Below are 13,122 nucleotides of genomic sequence, written 5' to 3' on the forward strand. Positions count from 1 at the left end.
ATCGTATAAGACTAGTGCAATCAACCTAATCTGACAAATGTCCTGATAATCTCTTCAAAATAGCAAAAAAACCTAGCCATCGAAATGACTAGGTTCTCTTTAATCGCTACATTTTAAGCAAATTTTTACACATTACTCATCCGCTGGTGGTGTCGCTTTTTTTGGCGGACGGCCACGAGGGCGACGAGGACGGGCCGGTTTTTCCTCTGTTGCCACATTGTCTGCCTTTTGGGCATCTTCATCTATGCCAACTTCAGCAGTCGTATCTAAAGCAAGTGATTGTTGTGGCTTTTTCGCCTTTTCAGTTGCAACAATTGCTTTTTCAACTGGCTTAGCTGGGGCTTCTTTGACCACTTCAACTTCCGCAGGCGCTGTTTCAACTGTAGTTTCTACGGGTGTTTCAGCTTGCACTTCTTCTTTTTGAGTAACCACAGGTGCTGCTTCAACTGGGCTTGCTTGAGTCTCAGTTTCCACTTCTTCTGGTTGTTGCTCAAGTTCAGCTTGATGCTCTTGCTTTGCTTGTACAGCTGCTTGTTTTGCTAAACGACGACGTTCACGAGGATCATTCGCTACACGGCGATCATTCTCAGGCTTTGGTGGCGTTAAGTCTAAGACATCAGCAGGTTGTGCTTCTGGCGCTGCTTTAGAGATAGCAACATCACGTGTTACAGGCTGCTTGGTTTGTACATCGGTCTTTTCTTCCACAGTTAAGGTCGCTGAATATTCTTCAGTAAACTTAACCAATGCACGATTGAATGTTGGAATTAATCCAAACTGTTCAATCAATACCGCACAGTCATCACCATAAACATGACGAATCAAAGTTCCCACTGTGTACTGATTTAATGTCGGTACTTGAGATGGTGCGATTTTAGGGGTTGTTGCTTTTGCTTGAGCAGCATCACGTTGTTGACGGCGTTTTTGACGCGGGTCATTGCTGGCACGTTGCACAGGCTGTTCTACTCGAACCTCTGCTGCAGGTGTTTTTGCTTCAGTAGTTACGGTCTGACTTTCTACAGCAGGCGCAATAGTTGGTTGAGCGTCTACAGTGCGAGGTGCTTTAGCAACAGTTTCAGCTTTTTCATTGCGATCATGGCGCTTCGGTTTGTTGCTTGCTGGCGCAGCAACTTGTTGCGGGTTTAATGCCACAATTTCACTTTGAGCTTGATCAAGATTGACCACTAAAGCTGTTTCAAGAGCTGCATGCTTCGGTGTGTCAATGAGTTCAACTTTAGGTTGTTGCTCTTGAGTTTGATTATGCTCTACTGGCGCATTGTTATTTGGCGCTTGTTGTTGCTCATCATTAAACACGCTGCTATCGCGATGACGATTTGGGCGGTTTGGACGTTGCTGATGGTTACGATCACGACGTGGAACCGCTTGTTCAGCAGGGGTTGCTTCAGCATTTTGATCATGCTGTTGACGTGGCTGCTTTTGCTGACGACGTTGATCACGTTGTTCCTGACGCTGTTCTTGGCGTTGCTCTTGACGAGGCACCTGAACCACTTCTTCAATCACTTGATGTTGATCAGTATTTTGTTCACGTGGCTCTTTATGCTTGTTACGATTTTTGTTTTTATTGTTGTTGTTACGCGGCGCTCTTTCTTCTTTCTCGCCCTGTTTTTCATATTCACGCGGTTCTTGTTTTTGAACAGGTGCATGTGAAAGATAAGCATTGGTTTCAGGAATAACCTGAGCTTCAATCGCTGTTGGAGCAACATTATTATTCACTTGACCAAATTGACCACGGCTTATAGCACCGCCATTAATCATTTGTTCAATTGCCGCAGCTGCATTGTTTGCAGAACGTGATTGGTCAACTGTTGCCGCTTGCTTTTGGACAAACAGATTTTCTAACCAAGCACATGGGCTTGAAGCTGGTTGAGCAACTTGTGCTTGAACCGTTTGTTGAACTTTTTGTGGTTGAGCAGGTTGTTGTTTTCTATTTTGCTTATTGTTTTGCGCTTGAGCCGGTGCAGTATTGTGTTGCGTTTGCTCTTCTTCCAAATGCCACTCAGATGACTCATAGCCCAATTCTTTTTCGCTTGAACGTGTAGCTTCAGTACGCTCATAGCTTGTTGGCGCAAAACCTTCAGGGTTATATGAGATTTCGTAATGTGGAGTTTCTAAATGTGGATGTGGCAATACAGTCACACGAACATTTGACGTTTGTTCTAAGTAAACCAGACTGTGACGCTTTTCATTCAACAAGAATGCTGCAATTTCAACAGGCACTTCAACTTGAACCTCACCTTGACGTTCACGTAATGCTATCTCTTCAACTTTACGCATAATTGAAAGAGAAAGTGAGCGTAAATCACGCACCATGCCTGTGCCATGACAGCGAGGGCATACATAACCAGTAGCTTCTTCAAGAGATGGGCGTAAACGTTGACGGCTCATTTCCATTAAACCGAAACGAGATAATTGACCGAACTGGATACGGGCACGATCACTTTGCGTCGCTTCACGAAGTTTGGCCTCAACCATACGTTGGTTGCGTTCTTTGGTCATATCGATAAAGTCGATCACAACCAAACCACCAATATCACGTAAACGTAATTGGCGAGCAATTTCTTCCGCTGCCTCTAAATTGGTACTGAGTGCAGTTTCTTCTACATCATGCCCACGTGTTGATTTCGCTGAGTTGATGTCAATTGAAACAAGTGCTTCAGTTTGGTCGATCACAATTGAACCGCCTGAAGGAAGTTTAACTTCACGTTCATAAGCTGTTTGAATTTGACTTTCAATACCAAAATGCGCAAATAACGGTTCATTTAAAGTATAGGTTTTTAACTTATCCAATTGATTTGGCATAACCGCTTTAACAAAGTTATAGGCTTCGTTATAGGCTTGCTCTGAGTCAATTAAAATTTCTGCAACATCATCACGTAAATAGTCACGGATAGCACGTGTCACAACACCCGCTTCTTGATGAACAAGCATTGGTGATGGACCAGAGTTTGCAGTACCTTGGATTTGAGCCCAAAGATCTAGCAAATGTTGAAGGTCAAGTTGAAGTTCTTCTTGTGAACGCCCAATCCCTGCTGTACGAACAATCACGCTCATACCACGTGGGGTATTTAATGACGCCAACATTTCTTTAAGTTCTTCACGAACTGAACCCGAAATTTGACGGCTAATACCACCACCTTTCGGATTGTTCGGCATCAATACTAAATAGCGACCAGCAAGAGATATATAGGTTGAAAGTGCCGCGCCTTTGTTGCCACGCTCTTCTTTTTCAACTTGAACGAGAAGTTCTGTGCCTTCAGTGATGAGTTCACGAATATTTGAAGTTTGGCGAGGATCTGCCTTGTAATAAGTATTGGCAATTTCGCGCATCGACAAGAAACCTTGACGACCTGCTCCATACTCTACAAATACAGCTTCTAGAGAAGGCTCTACGCGAGTGACATGGCCTTTATAGATATTGGCTTTCTTTTGTTCACGTGTACGGTTTTCTAAATCGAAATCGTAAAGACGGTGACCAGTGATGAGTGCAACGCGAACTTCTTCGGCATGTGTTGCATTAATCAACATACGTTTCATGGGTGTAACACCTAATAGTGATTCACACCAACAACTCGCTATCTTTTTAAGTGAAGCGAACATCTAAAATATTGGATCAATGCCCAAATCACGGATACATCCAATATGATTTGAGTAATTTACCCACTTGTTTTGAGCAAGGTTGGGTTTGATGCCTGTATTGATGCTGCAATACTTCTTTAATCTTTGCACGATTAAAGTTTTGAGGTTTTCACTGGCACTTAAGTGGTGCATTGGATGACTGATTTGATTCGTCTTTCACTATCACATTGCTCGAAGAGCATCTCAACTTTTGTGAGAGCGTCTTGATACGGAATTATCATCGTACCTTTACAAATTGTGCAGTTCCAATGCCTCAAACACTTATGTCCTGAATAACACTCTACAGCGACTTGCCTGATGTGCATCAGTTTATGTTTAAAAACCAACGTCTGGGTTGGCGACATATATTTTTAAACAAACTGATTTCTGTACTTTAAGTACAATTAAACGCAACAGTTTGTCTTTTTGCCGATATAATAAAGCCTTCGGCGTCGGCATATTCTTTTGGGACCTTTCCGCATCTGTCGTGAATTTTATCGTATGTGTCACGCTTTCATTTTTAAAAAAGGGTGGCACTAAATTTCACTTACGGTGGTATCCGTGCGCTGACTATAGCAAACCTTGAATCATCTGCCTATGGGCTATATGCTTATTTTGTATGAAAAGCATAGTCTAAATGATCAGTTTTTAATCAAATTTTAGTTTTTTATTGGATCACCTAACTGTATGAATTCTACGCAACAATGGCAAAATGTAACTTGGTTTGAAGTAGACGAGCATCAAGAAGGCCAGCGCATCGATAATTTCTTATTTACTCGCCTGAAAGGTGTGCCGAAAAGCCGTATTTATCGTTTAATTCGTGAAGGCCAAGTACGGGTCAATAAAAAGCGTATAAAAGCAGAAACTAAGCTGGCAATTGGCGATCAAATCCGTGTTGCACCTATTCGCTTCGAGCAAAAAGATGAAACTGATGTACCTGTATCCGATAAAGTTGCTCAAAGCTTGCTTAGCCGTGTGGTGTATGAGGATGAAGGTTTATTGGTGATCAATAAACCTTCTGGAATTGCAGTACATGGCGGAAGCGGTGTGGCATACGGCTTAATTGAAGGCTTACGTGCGGCGACAGGTAAAAAATATTTGGAATTGATTCATCGTATTGACCGTGATACCTCAGGTCTGGTGATGGTGAGTAAAAAACGTAGCACCTTGAAAACGCTACAAGACTTGTTGCGTGAGCATAAAATTAAAAAAACCTATGCTGCAATTGTCAAAGGTCAAGTGAGCTTAGACCAACAGTTGATTAATCAACCTTTATTGCGCTATGAATTGTCCAATGGTGAACGTCGTGTACGTGTTTCAGATGAAGGTAAAGAATCTAAGACACAATGGAAAGTGGCAGAGCGCTTTATGCACGCAACATTGGTCTATGCTTCTCCATTGTCGGGTCGTACCCATCAAATTCGTGTGCATGGCTTAAGTATTGGTCATCCTTTGGTGGGTGACGATAAGTACGGTCATGAAACAGAATATCGTGGACCAAAAGCTCGGAGATTAAGCTTACATGCGATGCGATTAGAAATTCCAGGTTATCCTGTGATTGAAGCGCCTTTACCGGAAGATATGCAAAGCTTGGTTGCACAATTAAGAGCACAAAAGAAAGATTGATTCTATCTTGCTGCTCAGTTTATCTTTTACACAAAGGGAACTTGTTATATGAAAAGTTCCCTTTGTATTTAAAAATGCGTTAGCTTGTCATGTAAAGCGTATAAGATTTAAAAATGAGTCATGCGTACACTGAGCAAATATTGGAAATAATTCATGCAAAAACCTGTAAAGCTTATCATTTTTGATTGGGATGGCACTTTATTTGATTCAGTTGGGCAAATTGTGGCGAGTTTGTTGGTGGCTGCAAAAGAATTTGAGCAGCCGTTAACAGCTGATGCTGCGAAAAGTATTATTGGTTTGGGGTTGCCTGAAGTTGCTCAAGTGTTATTTCCTCAAGTTCCAGAGTTACATACTGAAATTTTAAAATGCTATGGTGATCATTATGTTGAGCATTCCAAAGATGATTTGTGGTTCGCTGGCGTTTCTGAAATGTTGCATGATTTAAAAAATCAAAATATCAAATTGGCAGTCGCAACAGGAAAAAGCCGTCGTGGTTTAGATCGTGTTTTGGCTCAGACCCAGAGTCAGAATTTATTTGAGATCACCCGTGCGGCCAGCGAAACCAAATCCAAACCCGATCCATTGATGTTGGCTGAAATTTTAGATTATACTGGAATTCAGGCGGAGCAAGCCATTATGGTGGGTGATACATCTTATGACTTAGAAATGGCACAGAATATTGCTATGCCACGTGTTGGGGTGAGTTATGGAGTACATGCGATTGATGTATTACAGCGTTTTAATCCGCTGACGATCGCGGATAACGTCGATCATTTACATCAGTTTTTAACTCAACAGCTTAAGGCAACTGAAGTTGCTTAGTTGCTTTTACGCTGTTTGCAGATTGCTCTCAGCGTAAACTTAGATAAAACCAACGAGTTATAATAAAAAAATTGACCATGAGCCGCTCTATTCGATTACTCACTTTATTACAACTTTTACGTGAACAGCGTTATCCCATTACCGCGCAATGCTTAGCAGAACATTTGGAGATTAGTGTCCGAAGTGTTTATCGGGATATTGAAAGTTTACGTGACCAAGGTGTTAATATTGAGGGCAGTGCGGGCTTAGGATTTCAGCTGAAAGAAAACTTTTTACTGCCTCCGATGAGTTTGGATGAAACAGAAGTCGAAGCAGTGTTCTTGGCATTGCATTGGTTAAGGTCAGTGCCAGATCCAGCATTGAAAAATGCTGCACATTCAGTTTTGGCCAAACTTAATGCAGTATTGCCCAAGAATAAACAAGAGCTGATTGATGAAACCATGCTTCGGTCTATCAACCATTGGCTTGTGGTTGACGAAAAAATTGTCGAACAAGTACGTCTAGCTATTCGATATCAGGTCAAGATCGAAGTGCATTATTTAGATGAAAAACAAAATATTTCTACCCGTATGCTTTGGCCTTTTGTTTTAGGATATTTCAATGACAAAATGCTGTTGGCTGCATGGTGTGAATTACGTGAAGATTTTCGAAATTTTCGTTTAGATCGTATACAAAAATTAAATGTGACTGAAATCATTTACCCAGAGTTTAAGCGCCATCTTTTTCAGGCATGGTGGCAAAAAGAGCTGCAAAAAAAATCCATGCTAAAAAGCTCCTGACAAAAACTGACACAGCCGCCCTTTATATTCAATACACCACTATAAAGGAATGGAAAAATGGGCTTAAAACTATATAGCAACGCGCAGTCTAGAGGTCTTGTTATTGAATGGCTACTGATTGAGCTGGGGGCTGAATTTGAAAAAATTGAGTTGGCTTATCACACTGAAATGAAGTCGGAATCTTATCTAAACATTAACCCATTTGGCAAAGTACCCACCTTAGTCGATGGCGATGTGGTGATTTATGAAATGCCTGCAATTTGCGCCTATTTGGCAGATAAGTTTTTTGATCAAGGGCTTGCACCAGCGCTGGATGATCCAAAACGTGGTTTGTATTTCCGTTGGTTATTCTTTGCTGCTGGACCGTGGGATGCAGCCACAACGGATCGCGCATTAAAGGTTGAGGTTACCGATGAACAAAAAATGCATATTGGCTATGGAAACTTTCAGGACAGCTATACGGCTTTAATTCAGGGCTTGGAGCAGGCTCAACCTTATCTATGTGGTGAGCAATTTACGGTAGCCGATGTGTTTGTTGGCTCCATGCTATTTTGGCAATTGAAGATGGCAGAGATTGAAAGCCATCCTGCAATTGAAAAGTATCTTAATTCAATCAAAAGCAGAAAAAACTTAAGAAATAATCAAGTGCTTTTTAGCTACTAAATCATCAAGACGATGCAAACTTAGCATGATCTCATACTGGGTTTGTATTGAGGTTTTTAGTCATATTCAAGCGCAGAAAATTATAAAAAACTTTGGAGATTGGATTTTGGTGTTAATCCCACTATTTTTTACTTCTGTTAAATAAAACCTGCAGCAACATTAATACAGATCGCCAAAATCGTCGTGTTAAATCCATATGCCAAAAGGATATGTAGAATATTTAAAACTCGCATTGAGCGAGAAGTGATAGATACATCTGCAGTTTGTGCAGAAGTACCAATGACATAACTAAAATATAAAAATTCAGGATAGGTTGGCTTAGGGGTTTTCGGAAAGTCCAATCCTCCATCCTGTCGATTCTCTACGGCCAAATAAAAGTCATGTGCGTAATGAATAGCAAAAATGGTATGCATAAATAACCATGCAAAAATAATGGTAAAAATCGCTAAAGCGATATGTCCTGCTTTAATTCCAGTCACATCGGGCAAATGTGCCAGTTCAATAATAATGGCAATAAAGCACATGATGAGTGAGAGCACAACCAACAGCAAAATGATCCATTTGCTAGCATCCTGCTGTTGAGCACGCTTTAAAATATGCGCTTGATTGGTTGCCCAGAGCATTTTCATCGTTAGGATGAGATAAATCAAAATGGCAATATTCCAACTGAATAACAAATTGGTTGACCACTGCCAATCTGTACCAAAAGACATCCCCATATATACAACTGCAGTGAGTAGAAAACTAATAAAGAAGTATGGGCGAGACTGTATACCTGATCGAAATTGATGAAATGCACGTCCTATCATGATGGACACCGCCTAAGTTAAAAATTGAGATGTATTTGCGTAAAAAAATGGACATAAGTTTTATGTGTTTAAGCCGTCCTATTTAAAAAACAATGCTGTGGTCAATTTTGGAGCAGTGCTCTTATTCTTGCTCTAAATGATTGATATCCAAGTAAAATACTTTGGTTAATAATTCGATGAACTTTTGTATAGCAACCGAGCCAGCACTTTTTCGATAACTCACATACAAGTCTAGATAGGGCAGTTCAATATCTAAAGGTCGAATGACGGTGTTACTGGTGGTCAATGGCGCAATATAACTCGGCAAAATTGTACAGCCTAAGCCCGCTCCAACTGAGTTGATATTCAGTAAAATATTGTCAGCTTTTTGGACGATATTCAATTCAATATTGTTGTGTTTGGCAAATTCTAAAATGGTGTTATGTAAGGTGCTGGATTGTTCTTCGGCAGGGATAATAAAGTCGATAGCATTTAATGCTTTAACAGGGATACGTTCATGCTTTGCTAAAGGATGGTCTTTGGGTAAAAGAACAATTAACGGCTCACGCAGCACAAATTTACTTTCAAATTCTTCATTATGAAAATTGTGTCTGCTAAAGCTGATATCTAGCTCACCCTTTTTCATTGCACGTATTTGTTCAAGGTTATTTAAGTTAAATAACTCAATTTTGAGATCAGGATTTTGTACCCTTAAATTAGGCAATACATAAGGGAAAATTTTCATTTCAGCAACGGGCACAAACCCAATCCTTAACAATTGCTGTTTGGCTTTGGAAACTTGTCTGGCCATCGCAACAGCCTTATCGGCTTGCGCTAAGGTTAAGCGTGCTTGTTCAAGGAAAACAGCGCCTTCTTCGGTAAGTTCAACTTTACGCTTTGTCCGATTTAACAGTCGAACACCGACATCTTCTTCAAGATCTTTGATCTGTTGGCTGAGTGAGGGTTGTGCCGTATAAAGTCTCAGTGCTGCTTTGCTAAAGTTTAGTTCTTCAGCCACAGTAATGAAGTATCTCAGATGTCGTAATTCCATATAACGCGTCCAAAGAATAATCCAAAAAATGTCTTACTAATATTTTATAATAGTATAATCTATAAACAACTGTCAGGTGAAGATGATTATAGTATTTAGAAAATAAATGAACTTTTAAAATTCATTGTTATTTTAATATAGAAAATAACATGGTGAATAATCTATAAAATATCTTAATAAAAATAAAAAAATATTTCTCTAAGCTCTAGCCTAGAAGCAATCATTTGTACAAAGTTGAATCAATTTATCTATGGCTCTTGCTTGTCAAAAGCGTACTTGCAGGAATGAAAGAATTGATATCAAGACTTTCATTAATTTATATGAACGAACACTTGAAAAGTGTTTGATTGCACTGGTTTAAGTTGTTTTAATCTGTCTTATAGACATGATTATACTGAGAATTTCATAAAATTGACTTTGAGATTGGGTAAAGTCAGCTTTATGTATCTAGAGATTCTAGAGTTGATGAGAGCGTTCATGCTGATGTTTTTGATATCGCTTTATCTCAAAACGTTTAGACGGATGGCTTCTTTAATTTTAAATGCAAAATTGGAAATGGATTACCTTCAGCATCAAGTTCTGAACGCGCAATTTGTTGGAAGTTATGTTTCTTATAAAACTCCAAAGCACGAATATTTTGTTCGTTGACATCTACTTCATGTGCACCTAACTCAAAAGCTTTTTGAATGAGCATTGAACCGATGCCTTGATCAAAAAAATTAGGGTCAATAAATAACATTTCAATCTTTTGATAAGCCAGTCCCATAAACCCAGTGATTTGACCTTCACGTTCCACATGAAACAACTGCACATGATCAAAATAATGATGCTGAATGATGAGTGTTTTAATTTGTAAAATATGTTGTTCATTTAAAAAGTCATGAGTCGCACGCACAGAAGCTTCCCAAATTTTCAATAATTGTGGATGAGACTGCGACGGAGTATTTAGAATATTGGTTAAATTGGGTTCCATAAAAGATTCACTCAATTGTGAAAAACAACAAAAAATAAAGAAAAATCACAGATAGTTTCGCTAATATGAAGCAGGACAGCTATAAAAATCAAATTGATGTATTTGATGATAAAAAACAGGACAATAAATGTCAGATTCCAACAAAATTGTTGTATATGCAGCACTTTTGGGCAATTTAGCCATTGCTCTGGTTAAGTTTGTTGCCGCCTATATTACAAATAGTTCAGCGATGCTCAGTGAGGCAGTCCATTCTGTCGTAGATACTTTAAATGAAATCTTATTGCTGTATGGTTTAAAAAAATCACAACAGCCTGCAAATTATCATCATCCCTTCGGTTATGGAAGAGAGTTATACTTTTGGGCCTTTATTGTTGCACTGTTGGTTTTTGCTTTAGGTGCGGTAGTTTCAATTTATCAGGGTATTCAACATATTCGTCATCCAGAAGTTATACAATCCCCATTGGTCAACTATGTGGTACTCGGGTTTGCGCTGCTTTGTGAAGGAGCTTCATGGTTTATTGCGTTGAAAACATTTAAAAAGACCAAAGGTCAGATGGGATATTTTGAAGCATTCCGTCGCAGTAAAGATCCGACAACCTTTACTGTTTTATTTGAAGACTCAGCAGCTCTAATTGGCTTAATCATTGCATTGCTTGGAATATTTTGTGCTCAGCAGTTTAATTTACCCGTTTTAGATGGTGTGGCTTCGGTACTGATTGGTGTTGTCTTGGCTATATCAGCCTTGCTTTTGGCACGGGAAACCAAAGGGTTGTTGATGGGTGAAACAGCAGATCCAAAACTGCGTCATAATGTATTGAAAATTGCTCAAGAAGATCCTGCCGTACATTCAGCAAATGGCGTATTGACTGAACAAATGGGCGCACATCAAGTGATTGCTTCTTTAAGCTTAGAGTTTAAAGATAGTTTAACTTCAGATGATATCGAAGTCTGTGTGAACAGAATTGAAGCAAAGATTAAAAGTATTCATCCCGAAATCGTGGCATTATTCGTGAAGCCACAAACACAGCAAGTATGGCTTGAAAGAATGAAAGGGCGTTTAGAGTAATCATGTCGAAACAAGAGCCAATGGTCCGTCTTGAAGATACAACGGTACAAGACAACACAATGCAAAATAAGACTGTTCCATCTCAGCAAGTTCAACAATTGCATTATCGAATTGATACTGAAAATTGTCTGTCACATACATGGTATAAACCTGTATTTAGTGTGATTGGTTCAAATCAGCACAATGGTGAACGGTTCTTTAATGAAGTACGTAAACCACAAGGGCGTAGCCGTTGGGATTTGATGAAATGGCTGGGTACCCGAAAATCATATACTTGGAATGTGGATACCCAAAAAGAATCATCAGAATTCTATGCGGCAACACGCGTATTACCTCAGAATCGACCAGATGCTGATGAACATGATTGGCAAATCTGGTTTGTGAGTCATGCGACTGTACTGGTTCAAATTGGTCCCTATAACTTTTTAACTGATCCTGTTTGGGCCGACTATGTTAGTCCGAAACATGGGCGTGGACCAAAACGTGTGATTCCTGCTGGAATTGCTTTAGAACAATTGCCAGAGATTCATGCAGTTTTACTCAGTCATAATCACTATGACCATATGGATTTAGCCTCTTTAAGATGGCTACACAACAAGTTTGCCATGCCAATCTATACAGGTTTGGGCAATGCCTGTTACTTGCCTAAAGAGTTCCATGTGATTGAGATGGACTGGTGGCAATCTGCATTGTTTAAAAACTTAAAAATTATTTATACCCCAGCACAGCATGGCTCGGGTCGTGGTTTACGTGATCAGAATATTGCATTGTGGGGTGGTTTTTCTGTGGTATCGCAACATGGTCATTTCTTCTTTGCTGGCGATACGGGGTATTCACCGCATTTTAAAGAAATTCAAAAACGGTTAGGTTCACCGCGAATTGCGTTATTGCCAATCGGTGCGTATGAACCAAGAGCGCTAATGAAATATATGCACATGAATCCACAAGATGCTTTTCAGGCGCATTTAGATTTACAAGCCAAGCGTTCTTTGGCAATTCATTACCGTACTTTCCAATTGACGGATGAAGCGCGGGAACAGCCTGAGCAGGATTTACAAAAGGCTATGAAGAATTCATCAAAAATGATTAATCCATTCTACTGTATTCGTGAAGGCCGTAAATTGGTGGTGTAGTGAGTCTTATTGAGCCATAAAAATTGAGAGCGCTAAAAAATTGAGAACACTAAAAATGATAAAAATCTTATCGAGTACTTTGTTGTTTTGCTTGGTGATGAGCTCAGTTGCTGCAAAATCTATAGACCTAACTCAAGCGGCTGGGGCTGATTGTGTTTCAGATAAGCCTTGTGCTGATGGAGATCAGATGACTATGGCAACAGCCGAAGAAGATAGTCCAGCAGCAGATGATACAGAGAGTATCAAACCTCTCAATGAAAAATATGACTTGGAAACGGGTGATGAATGGAAATTAATTCATCAAAATTCAAATAATCAATTTTTTGAAAGTATCACCACAATATCTGATGGGAATCAACTTATTCAAGCTTGGGTTAAAAGTGTGAACCCAAAAAGGCAATACATGATTAATTATTATCAAGTACTGTGTAAGGATCGGACATTTACACGACTTGAGCAGTTTAAAAGTCAGGATGATAAAAACTATAAACTGGTTAAAAAGGTCGAGCATTATCGTCAGACACAACCCTTTAGTCAGGCAGGTGAAATACTTCCAGTTTTGCAAAAGCTGTGTCAGGATTAGGGGGT

11 protein-coding genes are annotated in these 13,122 nt (G+C 39.6%); 7 read left to right on the top strand and 4 right to left on the bottom strand.

Going from position 1 to position 13,122, the window contains the following annotated elements; genetic code table 11:
• Positions 1 to 132: 132 nt before the first annotated feature.
• Positions 133 to 3,552 (bottom strand): Rne/Rng family ribonuclease, encoded by a 3,420-nt coding sequence (locus ACG916_RS02615; protein WP_419327038.1) that lies wholly within the window; start codon positions 3,550 to 3,552, stop codon positions 133 to 135.
• A gap of 768 nt (positions 3,553 to 4,320) precedes the next feature.
• Between ACG916_RS02615 and ACG916_RS02620 the strand changes: the two genes are divergently transcribed.
• The 4 genes from ACG916_RS02620 (at position 4,321) to ACG916_RS02635 (ending at position 7,523) form a co-directional block, all read left to right on the top strand.
• Complete coding sequence (locus tag ACG916_RS02620; RefSeq protein ID WP_336952225.1) at positions 4,321 to 5,259, top strand: RluA family pseudouridine synthase; 939 nt, start codon at positions 4,321 to 4,323, stop codon at positions 5,257 to 5,259.
• Between the two features lie 153 nt (positions 5,260 to 5,412).
• The gene (locus tag ACG916_RS02625; protein ID WP_419327039.1) at positions 5,413 to 6,081 is read left to right on the top strand and encodes an HAD-IA family hydrolase; all 669 of its coding nucleotides are present in this window, start codon (positions 5,413 to 5,415) and stop codon (positions 6,079 to 6,081) included.
• A gap of 77 nt (positions 6,082 to 6,158) precedes the next feature.
• Positions 6,159 to 6,860, top strand: a complete 702-nt coding sequence (locus tag ACG916_RS02630; RefSeq protein WP_336952223.1) for a helix-turn-helix transcriptional regulator — start codon at positions 6,159 to 6,161, stop codon at positions 6,858 to 6,860.
• Positions 6,861 to 6,917: 57 nt separating this feature from the next.
• A complete protein-coding gene (locus ACG916_RS02635) occupies positions 6,918 to 7,523 on the top strand; it encodes a glutathione S-transferase family protein (RefSeq protein ID WP_419327040.1) in 606 nt (201 codons plus the stop codon).
• A gap of 137 nt (positions 7,524 to 7,660) precedes the next feature.
• Here the strand turns inward: ACG916_RS02635 and ACG916_RS02640 are convergent, their stop codons facing one another.
• The 3 genes from ACG916_RS02640 to ACG916_RS02650 all read right to left on the bottom strand — a co-directional run bounded on the left by ACG916_RS02640 (position 7,661) and on the right by ACG916_RS02650 (position 10,335).
• Positions 7,661 to 8,332, bottom strand: a complete 672-nt coding sequence (locus tag ACG916_RS02640) for a DUF1345 domain-containing protein (protein WP_336952221.1) — start codon at positions 8,330 to 8,332, stop codon at positions 7,661 to 7,663.
• 121 nt (positions 8,333 to 8,453) lie between these two features.
• Positions 8,454 to 9,362 carry a DNA-binding transcriptional regulator HcaR gene (gene hcaR / locus ACG916_RS02645; protein WP_419327041.1) on the bottom strand — a complete coding sequence of 303 codons (909 nt, stop codon included), beginning with the start codon at positions 9,360 to 9,362 and terminating at the stop codon, positions 8,454 to 8,456.
• A 514-nt stretch (positions 9,363 to 9,876) separates the two neighbouring features.
• Complete coding sequence (locus tag ACG916_RS02650) at positions 9,877 to 10,335, bottom strand: GNAT family N-acetyltransferase (RefSeq protein ID WP_419327042.1); 459 nt, start codon at positions 10,333 to 10,335, stop codon at positions 9,877 to 9,879.
• 127 nt (positions 10,336 to 10,462) lie between these two features.
• Here ACG916_RS02650 and ACG916_RS02655 point away from each other — a divergent pair, with 127 nt between their 5' ends.
• From ACG916_RS02655 to ACG916_RS02665, 3 genes are read left to right on the top strand one after another with little or no spacing between them, the layout of a single operon-like run.
• Positions 10,463 to 11,401, top strand: a complete 939-nt coding sequence (locus tag ACG916_RS02655; RefSeq protein WP_336952218.1) for a cation diffusion facilitator family transporter — start codon at positions 10,463 to 10,465, stop codon at positions 11,399 to 11,401.
• Between the two features lie 2 nt (positions 11,402 to 11,403).
• A complete protein-coding gene (locus ACG916_RS02660; protein WP_336952217.1) occupies positions 11,404 to 12,534 on the top strand; it encodes an MBL fold metallo-hydrolase in 1,131 nt (376 codons plus the stop codon).
• A gap of 55 nt (positions 12,535 to 12,589) precedes the next feature.
• Positions 12,590 to 13,117, top strand: a complete 528-nt coding sequence (locus tag ACG916_RS02665; RefSeq protein WP_419327043.1) for a hypothetical protein — start codon at positions 12,590 to 12,592, stop codon at positions 13,115 to 13,117.
• Positions 13,118 to 13,122: the final 5 nt, after the last annotated feature.

Origin of the sequence: Acinetobacter legionensis, assembly GCF_048552295.1 — a bacterium.
Taxonomy (GTDB): domain Bacteria; phylum Pseudomonadota; class Gammaproteobacteria; order Pseudomonadales; family Moraxellaceae; genus Acinetobacter.

Bases quoted from the DNA above. Each gene is read 5' to 3' on its own strand.
- ACG916_RS02660 (WP_336952217.1), top strand. From the start codon at position 11,404: ATGTCGAAACAAGAGCCAATGGTCCGTCTTGAAGATACAACGGTACAA.
- ACG916_RS02635 (WP_419327040.1), top strand. From the start codon at position 6,918: ATGGGCTTAAAACTATATAGCAACGCGCAGTCTAGAGGTCTTGTTATT.
- ACG916_RS02650 (WP_419327042.1), bottom strand. From the start codon at position 10,335: ATGGAACCCAATTTAACCAATATTCTAAATACTCCGTCGCAGTCTCAT.
- ACG916_RS02615 (WP_419327038.1), bottom strand. From the start codon at position 3,552: ATGAAACGTATGTTGATTAATGCAACACATGCCGAAGAAGTTCGCGTT.
- hcaR (WP_419327041.1), bottom strand. From the start codon at position 9,362: ATGGAATTACGACATCTGAGATACTTCATTACTGTGGCTGAAGAACTA.
- ACG916_RS02665 (WP_419327043.1), top strand. From the start codon at position 12,590: ATGATAAAAATCTTATCGAGTACTTTGTTGTTTTGCTTGGTGATGAGC.
- ACG916_RS02655 (WP_336952218.1), top strand. From the start codon at position 10,463: ATGTCAGATTCCAACAAAATTGTTGTATATGCAGCACTTTTGGGCAAT.
- ACG916_RS02620 (WP_336952225.1), top strand. From the start codon at position 4,321: ATGAATTCTACGCAACAATGGCAAAATGTAACTTGGTTTGAAGTAGAC.
- ACG916_RS02640 (WP_336952221.1), bottom strand. From the start codon at position 8,332: ATGATAGGACGTGCATTTCATCAATTTCGATCAGGTATACAGTCTCGC.
- ACG916_RS02630 (WP_336952223.1), top strand. From the start codon at position 6,159: ATGAGCCGCTCTATTCGATTACTCACTTTATTACAACTTTTACGTGAA.
- ACG916_RS02625 (WP_419327039.1), top strand. From the start codon at position 5,413: ATGCAAAAACCTGTAAAGCTTATCATTTTTGATTGGGATGGCACTTTA.